20 protein-coding genes are annotated in these 20,417 nt (G+C 66.7%); 12 read left to right on the forward strand and 8 right to left on the reverse strand.

Annotated features, from left to right (window positions below; translation table 11 throughout):
* Positions 1-45 precede the first annotated feature (45 nt).
* Both AC1DW9_RS19965 and AC1DW9_RS19970 read right to left on the reverse strand, forming a co-directional pair.
* The gene (locus AC1DW9_RS19965; protein WP_476776481.1) at positions 46-1,722 is read right to left on the reverse strand and encodes an acyl-CoA dehydrogenase family protein; all 1,677 of its coding nucleotides are present in this window, start codon (positions 1,720-1,722) and stop codon (positions 46-48) included.
* Between the two features lie 79 nt (positions 1,723-1,801).
* Positions 1,802-2,686, reverse strand: a complete 885-nt coding sequence (locus AC1DW9_RS19970; RefSeq protein WP_441478411.1) for a DMT family transporter — start codon at positions 2,684-2,686, stop codon at positions 1,802-1,804.
* 204 nt (positions 2,687-2,890) lie between these two features.
* Here AC1DW9_RS19970 and AC1DW9_RS19975 point away from each other — a divergent pair, with 204 nt between their 5' ends.
* The 3 genes from AC1DW9_RS19975 (at position 2,891) to aac(6') (ending at position 4,820) form a co-directional block, all read left to right on the forward strand.
* A complete protein-coding gene (locus AC1DW9_RS19975) occupies positions 2,891-3,748 on the forward strand; it encodes a YihY/virulence factor BrkB family protein (protein WP_476776482.1) in 858 nt (285 codons plus the stop codon).
* Positions 3,749-3,798: 50 nt separating this feature from the next.
* The gene (locus AC1DW9_RS19980) at positions 3,799-4,311 is read left to right on the forward strand and encodes a GNAT family N-acetyltransferase (protein WP_476776483.1); all 513 of its coding nucleotides are present in this window, start codon (positions 3,799-3,801) and stop codon (positions 4,309-4,311) included.
* Between the two features lie 62 nt (positions 4,312-4,373).
* Positions 4,374-4,820, forward strand: coding sequence for an aminoglycoside 6'-N-acetyltransferase (gene aac(6'), locus AC1DW9_RS19985; RefSeq protein ID WP_476776511.1), 447 nt, complete (start codon positions 4,374-4,376; stop codon positions 4,818-4,820).
* A gap of 57 nt (positions 4,821-4,877) precedes the next feature.
* On the opposite strand, the gene AC1DW9_RS19990 is transcribed toward aac(6'), so the two are convergent.
* Entirely contained in the window at positions 4,878-5,807 is a 930-nt protein-coding gene (locus AC1DW9_RS19990) for an acetamidase/formamidase family protein (protein WP_476776484.1), read from the reverse strand.
* Between the two features lie 232 nt (positions 5,808-6,039).
* Positions 6,040-7,314, reverse strand: coding sequence for a crotonyl-CoA carboxylase/reductase (gene ccrA, locus AC1DW9_RS19995; RefSeq protein WP_441504814.1), 1,275 nt, complete (start codon positions 7,312-7,314; stop codon positions 6,040-6,042).
* A gap of 381 nt (positions 7,315-7,695) precedes the next feature.
* On the opposite strand from ccrA, the gene AC1DW9_RS20000 reads away from it, so the two are divergent.
* Together AC1DW9_RS20000 and AC1DW9_RS20005 are read left to right on the forward strand one after the other, a co-directional pair.
* Complete coding sequence (locus AC1DW9_RS20000; protein ID WP_441504815.1) at positions 7,696-8,004, forward strand: hypothetical protein; 309 nt, start codon at positions 7,696-7,698, stop codon at positions 8,002-8,004.
* 42 nt (positions 8,005-8,046) lie between these two features.
* The gene (locus AC1DW9_RS20005) at positions 8,047-8,418 is read left to right on the forward strand and encodes a DUF4180 domain-containing protein (RefSeq protein WP_441488782.1); all 372 of its coding nucleotides are present in this window, start codon (positions 8,047-8,049) and stop codon (positions 8,416-8,418) included.
* A 12-nt stretch (positions 8,419-8,430) separates the two neighbouring features.
* On the opposite strand, the gene ubiG is transcribed toward AC1DW9_RS20005, so the two are convergent.
* A complete protein-coding gene (gene ubiG, locus AC1DW9_RS20010) occupies positions 8,431-9,186 on the reverse strand; it encodes a bifunctional 2-polyprenyl-6-hydroxyphenol methylase/3-demethylubiquinol 3-O-methyltransferase UbiG (protein ID WP_476769602.1) in 756 nt (251 codons plus the stop codon).
* A 148-nt stretch (positions 9,187-9,334) separates the two neighbouring features.
* Here ubiG and AC1DW9_RS20015 point away from each other — a divergent pair, with 148 nt between their 5' ends.
* Positions 9,335-10,573, forward strand: coding sequence for an aspartate kinase (locus AC1DW9_RS20015; protein WP_441488784.1), 1,239 nt, complete (start codon positions 9,335-9,337; stop codon positions 10,571-10,573).
* Positions 10,574-10,650: 77 nt separating this feature from the next.
* Here the strand turns inward: AC1DW9_RS20015 and ftrA are convergent, their stop codons facing one another.
* Positions 10,651-11,631 carry a transcriptional regulator FtrA gene (gene ftrA / locus AC1DW9_RS20020; RefSeq protein ID WP_476776485.1) on the reverse strand — a complete coding sequence of 327 codons (981 nt, stop codon included), beginning with the start codon at positions 11,629-11,631 and terminating at the stop codon, positions 10,651-10,653.
* Between the two features lie 134 nt (positions 11,632-11,765).
* On the opposite strand from ftrA, the gene AC1DW9_RS20025 reads away from it, so the two are divergent.
* Entirely contained in the window at positions 11,766-12,629 is an 864-nt protein-coding gene (locus AC1DW9_RS20025) for a DMT family transporter (RefSeq protein ID WP_476832693.1), read from the forward strand.
* A 24-nt stretch (positions 12,630-12,653) separates the two neighbouring features.
* Here the strand turns inward: AC1DW9_RS20025 and gcvA are convergent, their stop codons facing one another.
* Positions 12,654-13,556: a transcriptional regulator GcvA gene (gene gcvA, locus AC1DW9_RS20030; protein ID WP_476776487.1), complete on the reverse strand. Its 903-nt coding sequence runs from the start codon at positions 13,554-13,556 to the stop codon at positions 12,654-12,656.
* Between the two features lie 169 nt (positions 13,557-13,725).
* Between gcvA and AC1DW9_RS20035 the strand changes: the two genes are divergently transcribed.
* The 5 genes from AC1DW9_RS20035 to AC1DW9_RS20055 all read left to right on the forward strand — a co-directional run bounded on the left by AC1DW9_RS20035 (position 13,726) and on the right by AC1DW9_RS20055 (position 19,603).
* Positions 13,726-15,129: an amidase gene (locus tag AC1DW9_RS20035; RefSeq protein WP_476776488.1), complete on the forward strand. Its 1,404-nt coding sequence runs from the start codon at positions 13,726-13,728 to the stop codon at positions 15,127-15,129.
* Positions 15,130-15,140: 11 nt separating this feature from the next.
* Positions 15,141-16,382 (forward strand): MFS transporter, encoded by a 1,242-nt coding sequence (locus AC1DW9_RS20040; protein ID WP_476776489.1) that lies wholly within the window; start codon positions 15,141-15,143, stop codon positions 16,380-16,382.
* A gap of 31 nt (positions 16,383-16,413) precedes the next feature.
* Positions 16,414-17,454, forward strand: a complete 1,041-nt coding sequence (locus AC1DW9_RS20045) for a phosphotransferase family protein (RefSeq protein WP_441488790.1) — start codon at positions 16,414-16,416, stop codon at positions 17,452-17,454.
* A gap of 12 nt (positions 17,455-17,466) precedes the next feature.
* Entirely contained in the window at positions 17,467-18,738 is a 1,272-nt protein-coding gene (locus tag AC1DW9_RS20050) for an acyl-CoA dehydrogenase family protein (protein ID WP_476855164.1), read from the forward strand.
* A gap of 127 nt (positions 18,739-18,865) precedes the next feature.
* Positions 18,866-19,603 (forward strand): 2OG-Fe(II) oxygenase, encoded by a 738-nt coding sequence (locus tag AC1DW9_RS20055; protein ID WP_476776491.1) that lies wholly within the window; start codon positions 18,866-18,868, stop codon positions 19,601-19,603.
* Between the two features lie 38 nt (positions 19,604-19,641).
* On the opposite strand, the gene AC1DW9_RS20060 is transcribed toward AC1DW9_RS20055, so the two are convergent.
* Positions 19,642-20,322 (reverse strand): transglutaminase-like domain-containing protein, encoded by a 681-nt coding sequence (locus AC1DW9_RS20060; RefSeq protein ID WP_441504824.1) that lies wholly within the window; start codon positions 20,320-20,322, stop codon positions 19,642-19,644.
* Between the last annotated feature and the right edge of the window lie 95 nt (positions 20,323-20,417).

Below are 20,417 nucleotides of genomic sequence, written 5' to 3' on the forward strand. Positions count from 1 at the left end.
GCCGATGCAAACACAGCCGGCTTCCTCCGGCGGGTCCGGGGGCTGTCAGCCCTCGACCAGCCGCCGTGCGATCACCTGCGCCTGAATCTCCGCCGCACCCTCAAAAATGTTCAGGATGCGGGCGTCGCAGAGGACGCGGCTGATCGGGTATTCCAGCGCAAAACCATTGCCGCCATGGATCTGCAGCGCGTTATCGGCGGCGGCCCAGGCAACCCGGGCGCCGAGCAGCTTGGCCATGCCGGCCTCGAGGTCGCAGCGGCGCTCGGCATCCTTCTCGCGAGCGGCGAAATAGGTGAGCTGGCGGGCGATCAGGATTTCAGCCGCCATCATCGCGAGCTTGTCGGCGACGCGCGGGAAGGCGATCAGCGGCTTGCCGAACTGGATGCGCTCCTGCGCAAAGCGCAGCCCCAGATCGAAAGCCGATTGCGCCACGCCGATGGCGCGCGCCGCCGTCTGGATTCGGGCCGCCTCGAAGGTCTGCATGAGCTGCTTGAAGCCCTGGCCTTCGACGCCACCGAGCAGGTTCCCGGCCTTGACCTCGAAACCGTCGAAGGCGAGCTCGTATTCCTTCATCCCGCGATAGCCGAGCACCTCGATCTCGCCGCCGGTCAGTCCGGCAACCGGGAACGGGTCTTCGTCCGTGCCGCGCGGCTTTTCGGCAATCAGCATGGAGAGGCCGCGATAACCCGGTGCGTCCGGATCGGTGCGGACAAGCAGCGTCATGATATCGGCGCGAACGGGATGGGTGATCCAGGTCTTGTTGCCATGGACCTTGAAGACATCGCCATCCCGCACCGCCTTGGTGCGCAGCGAAGCGAGGTCCGAGCCGGTATTGGGCTCGGTGAAGACGGCCGTCGGCAAGGTCTCGCCCGCGGCGATCTTCGGCAGCCAATGCGCCTTCTGCTCCGGCGTGCCGCCACAGAGAATGAGCTCGGCCGCGATTTCGGAGCGGGTGCCGAGCGAGCCGACGCCGATATAGCCGCGCGAAAGCTCCTCCGAGACGACGCACATCGAGACCTTGCTGAGGCCCATGCCGCCGAATTCCTCGGGAATGGTCAGGCCGAAGACGCCGAGCTCGGCCATTTTCTCGACGACCGGCATCGGGATGTAGTGGTTCTCCAGATGCCATTCGTGCGCATGCGGCGTCACCTCCGCCTCGCAGAAGCGGCGCATCTCGGAGCGGATCGCTTCCAGGGTCTCGTCGAGGCCGGGATCGCCGACACTGGCGAGCCCCTGCGACTGGCTGAACAAGGCGACGAGGCGCGCGCGGTTTTCCGGCGTGTTGCCCTCGGAGATCAGGGTTTCCGCCGCTTCGCCACGCGCGGCGGCGATCGACTTCTGGCCAAGGCCGAGCGCCGGGAGCCTGACGATCTCGCCCTGGCTCATCGGGATGCCGCCAAAGATCTGGGCTGCATATTCACCGGCGCCGACGCGCAGCGCGTAATCCTCGGTGGCGCCGTAGCGGTCCTCCACCTGCAGGCGCTCGCCATAGGCCTTCAGCTCTCGCAACGCCATGACATAGGTCGCGAGCCAGGACAGGCCATGCGCCGCGTGCTGCTCGGCTTCGAGCCTCGAAGACGAGATCTTGCCGTCGACCAGCACCTTCTGGCGTACCGCAGCGATCGCCTGGTCGAGCAGCGTCTCGAAGCCTGGCAGCGCGGCACCGATCAGCTCGACGGCGGAGCCAGGGGCCTCGGAGTGGCGGGCGACGTTGGCGCTCATGATCTCTCTCCCTTTGTTGCGACGCAGCATAGGAGAGAACCTGGCGAATCCGAAATCCACCTTTCGGCTGGGGGCCAGACTATTTTCGACTGGCCAGCACGACGCCGAGCACCGCCACAGCCATGCCGACGAGCTGGAGCGGCGTCAGCGTCTCCCCGAAGAGCAACCAGGCCTCGACCGCGACGGCCGGCGGCACGAGATAGAGGAAGGTCGCGGTGCGCGAGACTTCGCCACGCCGGATCAGCCAGAGATAGAGCCCGATTCCACCGAGCGAGAGCGCCAGGACCGACCAGGCCAGCACCAGGGCCATGGTCAGGTTCCACTCGATCCGCATCGGTTCGAGCGCATAGGCGACGGGCAGCGTGACGAGGAAGGCCGCGGTGTACTGCCAGGCGGTCACGGTCCGCAGATCGCCGGTGACGATGCGCTTCTTCTGATAGAAGGAGCCGAAGGTCACGGCGAACATCGCGACGATATTGACGCCGACCGGCAGCAGGATGCCGGCGAGCGCCTGCGGATCGACGCCGACCAGCTTCGGCTCGAGCACCAGGGCGATGCCGAGGAAACCGCAGAGAATCCCGGCCCAGCGCACCGGCGAGATGCGTTCGCCGACCAGAAGGGGGGAAAACAGCGCAGTCAGCACGGGCTGAAGGCCGGCAATCAGGCCGGAAACTCCGGCCGGCAGGCCATGGCGCACCGCCCACCAGACGCCGCCGAGATAAACGGCATGCAGCAGGATACCGGTGACGATGCAGTCGATGATCGCGCGGCGGCCCTTCGGCCAGGGGGCACCGACGGCGAGCGCCAGGCCGATGAGCAGCAGGCCGGCACAGGCATAGCGGACGGCCAGGAAGGTCAGCGGGTCGGCATAGCGCGCGGAATAGCCGGCAACGATCCAGCCGCTCGACCAGAGAAGCGTGAAGACGAGCGGGATGACGCGCAGGAACAGGGGCGATTCGAGCATGGGCACCGGCTTTCGCTGATCGCCCTGATAATCCCGGAGCAAGCGCTTGTCGCCGTCCGACGACGCCGGGACGGCATGTCCGGGGGAGGGAACGAATGCGTCATGCCGGGCCAGCGAGGGGCCGCGGGTGGATCGGGCACAGAGCCTGGATGACGGCGGGGCGGGTTGAGGTCACAATCAGCGCCCGCTCGCCCGAGTCTCCGCATGTCGCTGCTGTCCGTCCCCTCCCTCGCGTTCGAGCGTTTCCTCGCCCATGATTCCTGGGCGATCGCGAGYCATATCGCGCTCTCCGTGCTGATGTCGCTCTTCCCCTTCCTGATCCTGGTGACCGCGCTCGGCGGCGTCTTCGGCACGCAGAATGCGGCCGATGAGGCAACCGCGCTGCTGCTCGAGGCCTGGCCCAAGGAGATCGCCATCCCGATCGCACGCGAGGTGCGCTCGGTGCTGACGGCGGTCCGCAGCGACGCGCTGACCTTTGGCGCGCTGCTGGCGCTGTATTTCTCGTCGTCCGGCGTCGAGGCGCTGCGCATCGGCCTCAACCGTGCCTACGAGGCCTATGAATGGCGGGCCTGGTGGCACACACGGCTGGAATCGATCCTCTACGTGATCGGCGGCGCCGTGTTCATGCTCTCCTTCGCGTTTCTCGTGGTGCTCGGGCCGCTGGTCCTGCGCTGGCTGATCGGCTTCGCGCCCTGGCTGGCGCCACTCTCCATCCTGCTCAGCTTCCTGCGCGTCGCTGGCGCGACCATGCTGATCGTGCTGGCGCTGATCGTCGCACACAGCACGCTGCCGGCCCGCGCCCCGCATATCCGGACGCTCTGGCCCGGCATTCTCGTCACCCTCGCCTTCTGGCTCGTCGGCGGCCTCGGCTTCGGCTGGTATCTCGACGGCTTTGCAGGTGCCTATGTCACGACCTATGCCGGCCTTGCGACGGCGATGATCGCGCTCGTCTTCCTGTACTGGCTCGCCGCGATCTTCCTCTATGGCGCGGAGTTGAACGCTGCCTTCGCGATCGCGCGGGCGCCAAGGGCCGACCCCGGCGAAGCGATCGCGGGGCTCTAGGGCGTTCTCCTGCGTTGACGCCGAGTCGTGCTGCTGCTTTCTGACCCGCCATGATCGAGACACCACGCCTGCTCCTGCGCCCTCACGCGCTGGAGGATTTCGAACCCTGGTACGCGATGTTTTCGGACCGGGACCTGTTCCGGTTCATTGCCGTGCCGCAATTGTCGCGGGAGGATGGCTGGAGCCGGCTGCTGCGCTATGCCGGCCATTGGTCGCTGCTCGGCTACGGCATGTTCGCCGTCTTCGACAAGGCAAGCGGCGAACTGGTCGGCGATGTCGGCCTCGCCGATTTCCACCGCGGCCTGGGCGAGCGCTTCGACGGATTCCCGGAAGCCTCCTGGATCATGGCGCGCTCGACGCATGGACGGGGCCTGGCTGCGGAGGCGGTCGCCGCGAGCCATGACTGGCTTGCCCGCACGCACGCCCCTGCCCGCACCGTCTGCATCATCACCCCCGAAAACGTCGCCTCGCTGCGCCTGGCGGACAAGTTCGGATACCGGCCCTTCGGAAGCACCACCTACAAGGGCGGTCCCTACACCATGCTGGAACGCCTGGCGTCGTGACCGGCGGGCGCGACCGCATTGTTGCCGATCCAACTGGCAAGAGGGACGCGGCTGGTCCGATGCTGATCGAAACCTGCACGGATGAGATGCTGGAGGACTGGGTCAGGCTGCGCCTGGCGCTGTGGCCGGATTCGACAGCGCAGGAGCATCGCGACGAAGCCGCAGGCATTCTCGCAAGCCCGAACGATACGGCGTTCATCGCGCGGGACGATGCTGGCCTGGCCATCGGCCTTGCCGAGGCCGCCCTGCGGCACGACTACGTCAATGGCTGCGAAACCTCGCCCGTCGGCTTCCTCGAAGGAATCTATGTCGCGCCCGGCCGGCGGCTCCACGGCGTCGCCCGGACACTTTGCGCAGCCGTCGAGACCTGGGCAAAGGGCCATGGCTGCGTCGAACTCGCCTCGGACACCGATCTGTCCAATGCCGTCTCGCAGCAGACRCATGAGGCGCTCGGTTTCGAGGAAACCGAGCGGGTGGTGTTCTATCGCAAGCCGCTACAGGCCGGCTGAGCTCTTGCCCGACCGTTATTGCCCTGGACTGCCAGCCGGGCGACGCCTCGCCAGGGATTACTTGCCGAGCAGCGACATCGCTCTGGTGATGTCGTTCTTCTCCAGCCGGCAGGCCACGCAATAAGCGGGGTTGAAGATGTTGGCGACGTCGTAACGGACCAACTGGCCGAGCAGATGACTCGCCTCGACGGTATCGACACCGAGGTCGTCGACGATCCAGCGGAGCATCTCGGTCGTCGCGAACTGGAGCGGCTGGTCGAGCGGGCGGCCGCTGGCCAGGGTCATGATCTCGGTCGCGGTCTCGCAACGCGGCCACCGGCCCGGCGCATTCTTGCGCAGATGCAGGGTGAACGCGATCTCGAAACTGGTCTCGATGCCGGTGCCGACGATCTCGCCATCACCCTGGCAGGCATGGCCATCCCCCAGGAAGAACAGCCCGCCCGCCTCGGAAACCGGGAAAGCGATGCTCGCGCCCGGCCCGAAGCGGCGATAGTCCATATTGCCGCCATAGGAGCCGCTGGTCGCAGTCGAGATCGCCTGGCCGCCGGCCGGAGCCACGCCGAAACAACCGATCATCGGTGCCAGCGGAAAGCTCCAGCCCGAGATGCGCTCCGAGGCGCCGATCAGCCTGACTGTGCCCTTCTCGGCGTCGATGGCCCATTCGAAGCGCTCGCTCTTCGGCAGCTCGGCCACCGTGCGCGGATCGACCACCTGTTGCGAGAGTGGCGAATAGGTCCAGCCGGTCTTGCGGTTCGGCGTCATCCTGTCGATCGTCACGATCAGCGCATCGCCCGGCTCTGCTCCCGCAACGGCGAACGGACCGGTCATCGGGTTGCCGCGCGGGGCCCGCTGAACGCCCTCATGGTCGATGCCGGCGGCATCGAGTGTCGTCGTCACGATCGTGTCGCCGCTGGCGACCGTGAGGACCGGGGGCAGCGTGGCCATGACATTGGAATAGGAATGCGGGACGAAACGATGAAGCGCCATAAATCTCACCTGCCAGTCTTGCGGGCGCTTCAGGGAGCAAGGGTCAGCCGTCGCGAAGCGTCCCGGCCGAATCCGTTGTGGATCTGGCCTTGCGTCACCGTAGTCGAAACATTTGTTGGCGCGCTAGCCGGCCGGGGACATGCGCGCGACGCATCCCGGCCTGGACGGGGCGCTTCCCGCGGATCAGGCTGGTGAGGCGGTCCTGACAGAGCCTTCGCCGGCCGCGCGCGGCTCAGCCGCCAAGCGCCTCCGCGACATCGTCAAAATTCCGCAGGCCGGTGCGCGGGGCATAGACCAGCACGGCCATGTTGCCGGGAGCATGCTCGTTCTTCCACATCTTGTGGTGGGCGAGCGGGATCTTCTCCCAGGGAAAGACCTCGGACATGCAGGGGTCGACGCGCCGGTCGAGCACGAACTGGTTGGCGGCGCTCGCCTGCTTGAGATGGGCGAAATGCGAGCCCTGCACGCGCTTCTGCCGCATCCAGACATAACGGGCGTCGAAGGTGATGTTGAAGCCCGAGGTGCCGGCGCAGAAGACGACCATCCCGCCGCGCTTGGCGACGAGGCAGGAGACCGGGAAGGTCGCCTCGCCGGGATGTTCGAAGACGATATCGACATCCTTCTTGCCGGTGATGTCCCAGATCGCCTTGCCGAACTTGCGAGCCTCCTTGGTCCATTCGGTATATTCGGGCGAATTGACCTTGGGCATCTGGCCCCAGCAATTGAACTCCTTGCGATTGATCACGCCTTTGGCGCCGAGGCCGAGCACGTAGTCGCGCTTGCTCTCGTCCGAAATCACGCCGATCGCGTTGGCGCCCGAAGCCGCGCACAGCTGCACACCGAAGACGCCGAGCCCGCCCGACGCCCCCCAGATGAGCACGTTGTCGCCCGGCTTGATCGTATGCGGGGCGTGCCCGAAGAGCATGCGGTAGGCGGTCGCCAGGGTCAGCGTGTAGCAAGCCGACTCTTCCCAGGAGAGGTGCTTCGGCTTCTGCATCAGCTGGCGTGACTGCACCCGGCAGAACTGGGCGAAGGAGCCGTCCGGCGTCTCGTAGCCCCAGATGCGCTGGGAGGACGAGAACATCGGGTCGCCGCCATTGCACTCCTCGTCGTCGCCATCGTCCTGGTTGCAATGGACGATGACTTCGTCGCCGACCTTCCAGCGCTTCACCTTGGAACCAACGGCCCAGACGATGCCGGACGCATCGGAGCCGGCGATATGAAGCGATCCCTTGTGGACGTCGAAGGGCGAAATCGGCTGGCCGAGCCCGGCCCAGATGCCGTTATAGTTGACGCCGCCAGCCATCACGAGCAGCAGCACCTCCTCCTCGCCGATCGCCCAGGTCGGCACGACCTCGACCTGGAAGCTCTCCTGCGGCGGGCCATGGCGCTCGCGCCGGATGGTCCAGGCATACATGGTGGCGGGGACATGCCCGAGCGGCGGCAGCTCGTTCAGTTCGTAGAGATCCTTCAGCGGGCGGTGCGGAACAGGCTGCGGCTTGGACATGGCTCTCTCCCCTTGGTCTTCCTCGCCGCCTTGCGCCGCGAAAGGGCGGCCGACGGAGTTGAGGTGATCATGCGGCTCGATGCTGCGCTGCGCTATCCTCCTAAGGAATTATGTCGCACTGCAAAAAACAAGTCCGAATCCCGGCTTATGTTCCGATGGAACGCGAAGATCGTGCCTGAGAAGATTGCGCATCTCCGCCCAGGGCTCGTCGGGCGGCGGCCGATACGCTGCAGCCGAAGATCAGCTCCCCTTGCCTCATGTCCTTCGCTGTGAATTTTGAAACGATCTGCAGACGTTTTTTAACCTCACCAGCACGAGCCTGCATGACCAGCGGCCCAGCCGTGCTAATTTCAGCCCGCAAATACTTTGGAGCGATCGACCATGCGTCTATTGCTGCTACTGCTCGGCCTTCCTGACCTTCCACTGCCGGAATTCCTGGTCTTCCTTGGCTTCGCTGCCGGCTGCGCGCTGCTGCTGGGCTGGATTGCCGACGGCATCCTTGGGGAGCACGGCTTCGGCATCATTCCCAATGCCATCGTCCTCGTCGGCGGCGCCATTGTCGGCGCGATCCTGTGGCGAAGGCTCGGCTATGTGATCATTGCGAACCGGCAAATGGCCACCGCCATTGCCGCCACCACAGCCGGGATTCTGGCGCTCGTGGCGGGCGGGGTCGCCAAGCGGGTGATCTGAGGTCGCTTGCTTTCCTGCCGCATGGTCAAGACAATCGCCGGCATGGACAGTTCCCTCGAGATTCGCGGCAGGCGCGTGCTGCTATGCGCCGAAGACGGCCCGTTGCTCGCCAGCGAGCGCGACATCGGCGATTTCCTGGGTTCGGCCTGGGCCGAAGATGCAGATTTGGTCGTGATCCCGGTCGCGCGCCTGAGCGACGATTTCTTCAAGCTCAGCACGCGTCTCGCCGGCGAAGTCGCCCAGAAATTCGTCAATTACCGGATGCAGCTCGCGATCATCGGCGACCTCTCGCGCTGGAGCGCCGAGAGCAAGGCGCTACGCGATTTCGTTCGCGAGGCAAACCAGGGCCAGGCCCTGTGGTTCCTGGACGACCTGAACGCCCTGGAAGAGCGACTGGCCCCAGCCGAGCGCTGACGGGACCGGCCGCTAGACCGGCCGCGCCGCTGCGAGCATATAGTTCACATCCATGTCGCGCGACGCCGACCAGCGATCGGTGAAGGGGTTGTAGGCCACCCCGGTGCTTTCGCCGAGCTCCAGCCCATTGCGCGCGATTGCAGCCTCGAGTTCCGCCGGCGTGACGAATTTCTCCCAGTCATGCGTGCCGCGGGGCAGCCAGCGCAGGACATATTCGGCACCGACGATCGCCAGCGCATAGGATTTCAGCGTGCGGTTGAGCGTCGCCATCACCAAGAGGCCGCCGGGCTTCACCGCCGCGCAGCAGGCGCCGACGAAGGCCTCGACATCCGCGACATGCTCGACCACCTCCATGGCGAGCACGATGTCGAAGCGCCGCCCCTCGGCGACGAGGCTCTCGATCGTCGTCTCGCGATAGTCGATCGCAAGCCCGCTGCGTTCGGCATGGGCTCGGGCGACCGCGATATTGGTCGGAGCCGGATCGAGCCCCGTGACCTCGGCGCCGAGCCGCGCCAGGGGCTCCGACAGCACGCCGCCGCCGCAGCCGATATCGACCAGCGCCAGCCCCTCCAGCGATCGCAGCGATTTCGGATCGCGCCCGAAGCGTTCGCAGGCGAGATCCTTTACGAAACCGAGCCGCACCGGATTGAACTTGTGCAGCACGGCCATGGGACCCTTCGGGTCCCACCAGGTCCTGGCCATGGCATCGAAGCGCGCAACCTCGGCAGCATCGATCGTCGAGCCGGTTTGAGACGCTGCGGATGCCATGCGTAATTCCCCCTTTGTGCCAATCGGGCGCGGACCGCATTGACACTTGCGGTGCTGCCCGTCATCTACACCCGCCCTTCGCCCGGCGCGAGGGGGACCTTTCGTCCCGGCACGTCGCCGGGCGTTTCTAGAGAGCCCTTGGACCGCTATGGCCCGTCTGGTGATGAAATTCGGCGGGACCTCCGTCGCCACTGTCGAGCGTATCAAGAATGCCGCCCGCCACGTCAAACGCGAGTTCGACGCCGGCAACCAGGTCGCAGTCGTCGTCTCCGCCATGTCGGGCAAGACCAACGAACTCGTGGCCTGGTGCAAGGAAGCGGCACCGCTTTACGATCACGCGGAATATGACGCCGTGGTCGCATCCGGCGAGCAGGTCACCTCCGGCCTGATGGCAATCGTGCTCCAGTCCATGGGCCTGCCGGCGCGCTCCTGGCAGGGCTGGCAGATCCCGCTCTTCGGCTCGGACGCCCATGGCTCCGCCCGCATCGAGGGCGTCGACGGCGCCGGCATCCTCGCCGGCTTCGACCGCAATCGCGAGATCGCGGTCTGCTCCGGCTTCCAGGGCATGCACGCAACGACGAAACGCATCGTTACGCTCGGGCGCGGCGGCTCCGACACCAGCGCGGTCGCGCTTGCCGCCGGCCTCAAGGCCGATCGCTGCGACATCTACACCGATGTCGACGGCGTCTATACCACCGACCCGCGCGTCGTGCCGAAGGCCCGGCGCATGGACAAGGTCTCCTTCGAGGAGATGCTGGAAATGGCCTCGCTCGGCTCGAAGGTGCTGCAAGTGCGCTCGGTCGAGATCGCCATGGTCCAGCGCGTACCGACCTATGTGCGCTCCTCCTTCGACGACCCCGACAATCCCAATCCAGGCACCCTCATCTGCGACGAGGACGACATCGTGGAACAGCAGATCGTCACCGGCATCGCGTTTTCGCGCGACGAAGCCCAGATCACGCTCCGGCGTGTCGCCGACAAGCCGGGCGTGGCCGCGGCCATCTTCGGTCCGCTCGCTGATGCGAACATCAATGTCGACATGATCATCCAGGTCGTCTCGGACGACCAGGCGACCACCGACATCACCTTCACCGTCCCGACCGCCGATTACGAGCGCGCCAAGACGCTGCTCGAGAGCCGCCACGACAGCATCGCCTACCAGAGCCTGCAGGGCGCCACCGACGTGGTGAAGATCTCGGCCATCGGCGTCGGCATGCGCAGCCATGCCGGTGTAGCGGCCCGCGCCTTCCACGCGCTCGCCGAGAAGGGCATCAACATCCGCGCGATCACGACCTCCGAGATCAAGTTCTCGGTGCTGATCGACGCCGCCTATACCGAGCTCGCCGTGCGGACGCTGCACTCGCTCTATGGGCTGGATGCGGCCTGATCCTCAGCGCGTCACGACCGCGCGCAGCACAGCGCGCGGTTTGGAGCCCAGCTGATGCAACACGCGGCCGAAGCCGCCTAGCCGCGCGAGAACTGCAGCCGATGGGCGGTTGGCGTGGTGCGCAGACGCTGCCGGAAATGGTGGCGCAACGCCGCCGCGGAACCGAGCCCGGCGCGATAGGCGACCTCGTCGACCCCGAGCGTGGTCGTCTCCAGCAGATCGCAGGCATGGGCGACACGCTCGTTGAGGATCCACTCGCCCGGCGCGCTGCCAGTGGCCTCTGTGAAACGCCGGAAGAACGTGCGCTGGCTCATGCCGGCCCGGTCGCTGAGCCGCTGCAAGGTCAGGTCCTCGGCCAGCGACGAACGCATCCAGTCGAGCAATGGCGACAGGCGCGACCCGGTCTGCGGCGGTAGCGGGCGACGGACGAACTGTGCCTGGCCGCCGCTGCGATGCGGCGGCACGACCATGCTGCGCGCCACCAGGTTCGCAGCCTCGGGCCCATGGTCGCGGCGGACGATATGCAGGCAAAGGTCGATGCCGGCCGCGCTGCCGGCCGAGGTCAGGATGTCGCCCTCGTCGACATAGAGCACATCGGGCTCGAGGCGCACCGCGGGGTAGCGCTTCGCAAAATCAGCACCGTACTGCCAATGGGTCGTCGCCCTGCGCCCGGCCAACAGGTCGGCAGCCGCCAGCACATAGGCTCCGCCGCAGATCGAGACGACGCGGCTGCCGCCGCGATGCGCCGCGCGAAGCGCGCCCGCCAGCGGCTCCGGCACCGGCTCGACCAGGCCGCGCCAGCCGGGAACGATGATGGTGCCCGCCCCCTGCAGCAGGTCGAGCCCGCCATCAGCCTCGACCGCAAGGCTGCCATGGGCGCGCAAACGCCCGGCCTCGCCGGCGGCGGTGCGGAATTCGTACCAGTTTTCCGGCAGCCCGGGCCGGCGCGAGCCGAACACCTCGGCGACAATGCCGTATTCGAAGGTGCAGAGCCGGTCATAGGCAACCGCGACGACGCGGTGCGGGGCCTGCGGAGATGCCTTTATGCGCTTTGGCATGATTTTTACGATAGTCGTCTATCTCGCCACTTACCAGCACCGCTTTGGGCGCGCATGGTCCGGCCCGTGATCGCGAGGTGCCGGGCATGGTGATGCGAGTCGAGATGGTCAGGGACAAGCGGAGCAGCCGAACGATGTTGCTGGCGGTCGGCCTCGTGCTGTCCTCCAGCCTGCTCTATGTCCTGGGCTACTCCCTGTCGAAGACCCTGGTCTCCTCCTACGGATTGAGCGCGCTGCAGGTGACCTTCCTGCGCTGTCTTCTGGTCCTGGCGGGAAGCCTCGTCCTGCTGGCCCGGCCAAGGAGCGGCGTCACGCGGGCGCGGTTGCTGCACCCGCCGCGCGCATGGGAACAGCGCGCCGCGGCTGCCGCGCTGGTCGCCTCGAACGTGCTGGCGATCGTCGCCTATAGCCTCATGCCGGTCACGGCAGCCTCGGCGCTTGGATTCACGGCGCCGCTTTTGCTCACTGCACTGGGCGGGCTCTTGCTCGGCGAGCGCGTCTCGCTCGGACGTTGGCTCGGTGCTGCGAGCGGCTTTGCCGGCATGCTGCTGATCGTCAGGCCGAGCGAAGGCGGAGCCTGGCCAGGTATCCTCGCCTCGATTGGCGCGGCCGCCAGCTACGCGCTGTATCAGATCCTGGTGCGCCGGCTGCGCGATGTCGCGAACAGCCTCGATACCGCCATGCAGGTCGCGGTTGTCGGTTTCGCGCTGCTCGCGGCAACGATGCTCTGGTTCTGGCATCAGGTCAGCGCGGAGGCCTTCGCCCTCGTTCTGCTCTTCACGGTGATCCAGACGGCCGCCCTCGCCTGTATCGCTGGCGCGCTCCGGCGCGGCGAAGCCTCCGGACTCGCACCCTGGCAATTCTCCGGCCTGCTCTGGGCGATGCTGATCGACACCCTCCTATTCACGACCCTGCCTTCCCCCGTCTCGCTCCTCGGCGGCGGCCTGATCATCGCGGGAGGCTTGCTGGCACAGGGCAGGGAACGGAGGACGGCCTGAGGCGGCGATCAGCTACCAGCCCAGCTACGCCGCCTGCCTATAGGCGGCGGCGACCTCCCGCATCCAGGCGCAGAACGCGGCAACCCTGGGCCGCACCCGGCCTGTATCGGGGAAGACGAGAAAATAGGCGAAATCCTCGAGCAGCGCGACATTCGCGAGCTGGACGAGCCGCCCCTCCGCGATGTCGGTTTCGATCATCGCCGCCGGCAGCAATCCTGCGCCCTGACCGGAAAGCACCGCTTTCAGCATCAGGCCTGAATCGTCGAAGGACGGCCCGCGCGGCGCACTGAATTCCTCGATGCCCTGCGCCTGGAACCAGCGCTGCCAGGCCTTGCGCTCGCTGTCATGGACCTGCGGCCAGCGCGCCAGGCAAGCCGCATCCTGCGGCCTGCCGAGGGATGCGAGCAGGGCCGGAGCCGCGACGGGAACGACCTCGACCGCAACCAGAAGCTCGCTGCGCAATCCCGGATAACGGCCGAAGCCATGCCGGACCGCGACATCGACCCCGTCGCGGACGAAATCGACCAGAGCAGTACCGGTCACGACCCGCAGATCGATATCGGGATGGGCGTCGTGGAACTGCTTGAGGCGTGGCACCAGCCAGGCGCTCGCGAAGAATGGCGTCGTGCTGATCGTCAGCGGGCCCGTGCCGGGATCGGCGACAATGCGCCTTGATGCCTCGGCGATCTGCCGGAAGGCGTTGCGCACCGGCGGCATCAGGCTCTGCCCGGCGGGCGTGAGGGCCATGCCGCGATTGATCCTCCGGAAGAGCTGCGTGCCGAAATGAAGCTCCAGGGCCTTGAGCATCTGGCTGACCGCGCCCGGCGTCACGCAGAGCTCATCGGCGGCCTCCTTCACGGAGAGATGCCGAGCCGTGGCCTCGAAGGCGCGCAGAGCATTCAGCGGTGGCAGCCGATCGGTTTTCATTTAGTTTTTCTAACTTATTTTCGCAGAATTGCTAGTTTGCCCCTAGCCCGATCATTCGTCAAATTAGCTACAACTGATCACTTCATTGCAGCGGATCGCTCGCTCCCTTGAAGTGACCAGCAAGAGAAAAACTCAATCATTAATTTATCCATTCAAGCCGGAGCCATGCATGCCCAGCCTCCCCGACGCGACGCATTACCTCTCATTGTCGGAGCTCGCGGCGCGCATCCAGACGCGCGACATCTCGCCCGTGGCAGTGACGCGGTCGCAGCTCGAGCGCATCGAACGCCTGGACACGGAGCTTCACAGCTTTGCCGGCGTGATGGCCAATACCGCGCTGGTCGAGGCAGAGGCCGCGGAGGCAGAGATCGCGGCCGGGCGCTATCGCGGCCCGCTGCATGGCGTGCCGATTGCCGTGAAGGACCTGTTCTGGACGCGAGGCTTTCCGACGGCCGGCGGGATGCGGATCCACAAGCAGCACAGGCCGCGGGAGGACGCCACCGTGGTGCGCCGCCTGCGGGAGGCGGGAGCCGTAGTGCTGGGCAAGCTGCAGATGACGGAGGGGGCTTATTCCGACCACCACCCCATGGTGACGCCGCCCCGTAACCCCTGGAATGCCGCGTACTGGACCGGAATCTCGTCGAGCGGCTCGGCTGCGGCGACGGCGGCCGGCCTGTGCTACGGCTCGCTCGGTTCCGATACCGGAGGGTCGATCCGCTGGCCCTGCGCTGCCACCGGCCTGACCGGGCTGAAGCCGAGTTGGGGCCGCGTCAGCCGTCACGGCACATTCGAGCTGGCAGCGACGCTGGACCATGTCGGGCCGATGGCGCGCGACACCAGGGACGTCGCCGCGATCCTGCACGTCATCGCCGGCGCCGATCCAGCCGATCCGACCGCGCTCGGCGCGCCGGTTCCCGACTACCGCGCAGCGACCCGGCAAGGCGTCGGCGGCGTGCGGATCGGCCTCGATCCAGCCTGGAACAGCGAAGGGGTCGATGCGACGACGCAAATGGCTCTGAACGAGGCCATCGCAACCTATCGCGCGCTCGGAGCCGAGATCGTCGAGGTCCGCTTTCCGGATGTGAAGCAGATCGTCGCCGATTGGGCACCGAACTGCGCAGTGGAAGCCGCCATCGCCCATGAAGCGACCTACCCCGCGTGCAAGGACGAATACGGCCCGGTTCTCGCCTCGGTCATCGAGACGGGCCGCGCGCTGTCGGGCCTCGACTATCAGCGCCTCCTGCTGCGACGCATGGCCTTTCGTGGACGCATCGCCGCCCTGTTCGGCACGATCGATCTGCTGCTGACCCCGGTTCAGCCTTTCGCGCCGCTGACGCTCGCGACGATCAGTACATTGGGAGAGCAGCCCGGGCTGATCGCCGACCTGCAGCGCTATACCTGCCCCTTCAACATGACCGGCAACCCGACGCTCACATTGCCCGGCGGCTTCTGCGAGGGAATGCCTATCGGGCTCCAGCTCGTTGCAGCGCAACTGGGGGAGGCCATGCTGATCCGTGCCGGCACAGCCTTCCAGGCAGAGACCACATGGCACCGCCAGCACCCAACCCTTTGAGGAGCCTTGCGATGAGCACCAATCCGGCGCGTCCCGCCTCCCCGATCTTCCATGGCTGGCTTGTGGTCGCGGCGGCGTTTGCGGTCACCTTCGTCGGTTTCGGCAGCGCCTATACCTTCAGCGCCTTCGTCGAATCCCTGCAGGCGGATTTTTCCGCCTCCCGCGCTTCGGTTTCCCTGGTCTTCTCCCTCGCCGGCTTTCTCTATTTCGGCTTCGGACTGATCAGCGGCCCGCTTGCGGACCGCTGGGGAGCCCGTAGGCTTGTCTTCCTCGGCATGCTCCTCACCGGGCTTGGCATGGCCGCGGCGGGAGCGGCGCGGAGCCTGACCGAGATCTACCTGGCCTATGGCCTTGGCGTCGGGCTCGGCATCGGCTGCTCCTATGTTCCAGCGCTGGGCGCGGTGCAGCGCTGGTTCGTCAAGCGCCGCGGCTTCGCATCGGGTCTCGCGGTCACCGGCATCGGTGTCGGCACGCTCGTGATGCCGCCGCTCGCCTCGCTCCTGATCGAGCAGATCGGCTGGCGGAATGCCTATTTCACGCTTGGCGGGCTCGCGGCGATCATTGGTGCAGCGATGGCGCTCCTGATCGAAAGCGATCCGCGCCAACGCGGGCTGCTGCCGGACGGGGACGCCCTGCCCCCAGGCGGCATCACGGCACAGGCGACCGGCATGTCGATTCGCGAGGCGGTGTGGTCGCGGCCCTTCATCAGGCTCTACGCAGCCTGCCTGATCGGCTCGTTCGGGGCCTTCGTCCCCTTCGTCCACCTCGTGCCCTACGCGCTGGATCGCGGCGTCCCGCAGGGTCGGGCCGTCCTGCTGCTCGCGCTGATCGGTGTCGGCAGCACGGCCGGCCGCTTCTGCCTCGGGAATCTGGCGGACCGGATCGGCCGCCACCGCGCCCTCCTCGTCATGTTCCTGGGCATGGCCGGCGCTCTGGGCATCTGGTGGCTCTCGAGCGGATTCGCGATGCTGGCCGTCTTCGCCCTGCTCTATGGCGTCTTCTATGGCGGCTGGGTCGCCGTGCTGCCGGCGGTCGTCATGGACAATTTCGGCGGGCGCAATGTCAGCGGGATCATCGGCATTCTCTATACGAGCGTCGCGTTTGGAACCCTGATCGGACCGACGGCCGCAGGGCTCATCTTCGACCTGAACCAGAGCTATGCGATCGCGATCCTCGCCAGCGCCGGCGCCAACCTCCTCGCGGCTCTCATCGTGGCGCGCTCCGCAAGCCCCCCACGCTCCCTGCCGCGTTGACCTCGCCTCCTGCCGCCCCGATGATGCCGGCATGTCCGCCGGCCCCGCCTCCGCCGCCCCCGAATTCGATCCTGCCCGGCTCGAAGCCTTCCTGCGCTCCGCCCTGCCCGGGCGGGCGGCCGGCGCGATGGCGCTGGAGCGGATCAGCGGCGGGCAGTCGAACCCGACCTTCTTCCTCTCCTTTCCCGAAGCCGGCACGCGGCTGGTCATGCGCAAGAAGCCGCCGGGCCCGCTGCTGCCCTCGGCCCATGCGGTCGACCGCGAATACCGCATCCTCAAGGCGCTCGCGGGTTCGCAGGTGCCGGTGCCGCCGGTGCTGCTGTTCCACGCGGAAGACGATATCGTCGGCACGCCCTTCTATCTGATGGAGCGGCTCGACGGCCGTGTCTTCCATGACGCGGCGCTGCCGGGCGTGGTGCCGGCCGAGCGTCGGCAGATGTATTTCGCCATGGCCGAGACCCTGGCAGCGCTGCATCGCTTCGACTGGCAGGCGGCTGGGCTCGCCGATTACGGCAAGCCGGGAAACTATTATGCCCGACAGCTCGCGCGCTGGGGCCGGCAATGGCGCGAGACCAGGACCCGCGAGATCCCCGAGATCGATCGGCTGATCGATTGGCTGACCGCCCATCTCGATGAAAGCGCGGAGACGACCATCGTCCACGGCGATTTCCGGCTGGGCAATCTGATGTTTCACCCGGTCGAGCCGCGCGTCGTCGCCGTGCTCGACTGGGAGCTCTCGACGCTCGGTCATCCGCTCTCGGACGCCGCCTTTTCCTGCCTGCCCTGGCATTCCGGCCCCGCCATGTATCAGGGCATCATGGGCCTCGACCGCGAGGCGCTCGGCATCCCGACGCAAGCCGAATACCTCTCCCGCTATTGCGCAGCGGCCGGGCGCAAGGACGGGCCGGGACGCTTCCATCTCGCCTTCTCGCTCTTCCGCTTCGCCGTCATTCTCGACGGCATCGCGGCGCGCGCCAGGGCCGGCAATGCCGCGGCGGAGAATGCGGTCGCGGTCGGCGGGATGGCGGAGAGCTTCGCGCGGCAGGCCGCAACCATCATCGACCAGAGTTGAACGGGGATCACCATGGATTTCGCCTATTCCGCCAGGGTCGAAGAGCTCCGCTCACGGCTGCAGGCCTTCATGGATGCCCATGTGCAGCCGGCCGACGCCATATGGAAACATGAGGTCGAGGCCGGGCGCTATCCGCTGGCACTGATCGACGGGCTGAAGGAGAAGGCGAAATCCGAGGGCCTGTGGAACCTGTTCCTGCCGGCGCTGAAGCCCGACGAGCCCGGCACACGGCTGAGCAATCTCGAATACGCCCCCCTGGCGGAGATCATGGGCCGGATCTTCTGGTCATCGGAGGTGTTCAACTGCAACGCCCCGGACACCGGCAACATGGAAATCCTGCACATGTTCGCGACGCCGGCGCAGCGCGAACGCTTTCTCGTGCCGCTGATGAAGGGCGAGATCCGCTCCTGCGTCGGCATCACCGAGCCCGGCGTCGCCTCCTCCGATCCGACCAATCTGCAGACCACGATCACCCGCGACGGCGATGACTATGTCATCAACGGCCGGAAATGGTGGACCACCGGCGCCCTGCATCCAAACGTCAAGTTCTGCATCGTCATGGGCCTCTCGGACACGCGCCCGGAGGCCGACCCGCACAAGCGCCATTCCATGGTGATCGTGCCGATGGATACGCCGGGCGTGAGCGTGATGCGCAACCTGCCGCTGCTCAACCACCATTCGCCCGAAGGCCATACCGAAACGGATTTCGACACTGTCCGCGTGCCGGCCGCCAACATGCTCGGGGAGGAAGGCGCGGGCTTTGCGCTGGCGCAGGCGCGGCTCGGGCCSGGCCGCATCCACCACTGCATGCGCWCGATCGGCCAATGCGAGGTCGCGCTCGAACTGATGGTCGAGCGCGCGCTGCAGCGGAAGGCCTTTGGCCGGCATCTCTCAGACTATGCCAATGTCCAGGACTGGATTGCCGAAGGGCGCATGGAAATCGACCAGGCGCGGTTGCTCTGCCTGCGCGCCGCCTGGATGATGGACAAGCACGGCAACAAGGCCGCGCGCACCGAGGTCTCCGCGATCAAGGTCGTGGCGACGCGGCTCCAGACCAAGATCGCCGACCGGGCCATTCAGGTCTTTGGCGCCGCCGGTCTCTCCAATGATACGCCGCTCGCCTTCATCTATAGCTGGGGCCGGGCGCTGCGCTTCATCGACGGGCCGGACGAGGTGCATCTGCGCACGGTCGCCCGTGCCGAGATCAAGAAGCGGCAGGCGAGCAATCGCAGCACGATGGCCGAGCAGGGCATAAAGATGCCCTATCTCAAGCCCGCGGGTTAAGGCACCGGCCCGGACCGGGACGTGGTCCGGATATCCAGCAGGCCGCGCAGAAACCGGGTGGAAGCCGGTGCCCGAGGCATGGGAGCCTTCCTCGACACGCACATGCCAGTCGAAGAAGGCCCCCGCCATGCCAGCCGCAGCAAAATTGCCCGAACCTCCATCCCTCGCGGCGCGCGTCGACGCGCTGCACTGGCGCCGGATCGAGGCCGAACTCGACTCCCATGGCGTCGGCCTGACCGGGCCCTTGCTCAGCCCGGCGGAATGCCGCGCGCTGGCTGCGCTCTATGCCGACGAGAGCCGTTTCCGCAGCCGCATCGTCATGGCGCGGCACGGCTTTGGCAGTGGCGAGTACCAGTATTTCGCCCATCCGCTGCCGGAGATGCTGGCGGCCCTGCGGCCGGCCATCTATGAGCGCCTCGCCCCCGTGGCGAACCGCTGGAACGAGACGCTCGGGATCGCGCAGCGTTATCCCGACGCGCTCGGCGCCTTCCTGACCCTGTGCCACGAGGCCGGACAGACCCGGCCGACCCCGCTGCTGCTGAAATACGGCGCCGGCGACTATAACTGCCTGCATCAGGACCTTTACGGCGACCTGTTCTTCCCGTTCCAGATGGTGATCCTGCTCTCGCAGCCGGGCGCCGATTTCACCGGCGGGGAGTTCACCCTGGTCGAGCAGCGTCCGCGCATGCAATCACGGCCCGAGGTCGTGCCGCTGGCACAGGGAGAGGCCGCTATCTTCGCCGTGCAGCACAGGCCGATGCGGGGCTCCCGCGGCACCTACCGCGTCAATCTCCGCCACGGCGTCAGCCGGGTGCGCTCGGGCGAGCGCTACACCACCGGGCTGATCTTTCACGACGCGCGCTGAGTCTTACGCACTCGCCCAGGGGACAGCGCGTTTCGCGTTCAGCCCGGCGCCGAGGGCCGCGCCTCCTGCTCCATGCTGCTGCCGCGCAATCCACCGGGAACGCAAAGCTTCGGATAGAGCCGCGACATCTCGCGGATCAGGAACTTCACCGGCACATCGAAGAAGCTGCCGTGCTGGGCGACATAGTCCATAAAACTGCGGCCCTGCCCATCGAAGCTCTGCAGCAGCGCATCGCTCTTGCCGTCGAAGCCGAGCGTCGCAACGCCGAGCCTGTCGCAGAGGCGCGCGTTGAAGGTCGGAGAAGCCTTCAGCCAGCGCCCGTCGAGGAAAACCTCGGTATAGCCGTGATAGGCGAAGACATTGGTGCCGACGGCCTCCAGCAGGCGCGGCGTGGCGAGATGGTTCTTGACGTCGGCGAGCCCGATGCGAGCGGGAATGCCGATGGCCCGGCAATAGGCTGCATAGAGCGCAGCCTTGCCGACGCAGTAGCCGATGCCGGCCGCCAGCACGGAGCTGGCGCGATAGGTCTCGGGGTTGAGATAGTCGCCATAGGGGTCATAGCGGATGCCGTCGCGCACCGCCTGATAGAGGATGCCGGCCTGCCCGGCAGGGTCGCTGATGCCCGAAGTCAGCAGGCGCGCCTCGGCGATCACCATCGGATGGTCGCTGTCGACGAACTCAGCGGGGCTCGTGAAGAGAACGTGGTGGGAATCCTGCATTGCCAATCCTCTCAAGCATCGGCGGGAAAGTGGTTTGCGGCCTTCGGACAAAGCCGATGCAAATACTAAAAGGGCGAGATCGTCGGACCGGACCC

Source organism: Allobosea sp. P4_E12, assembly GCF_056401655.1.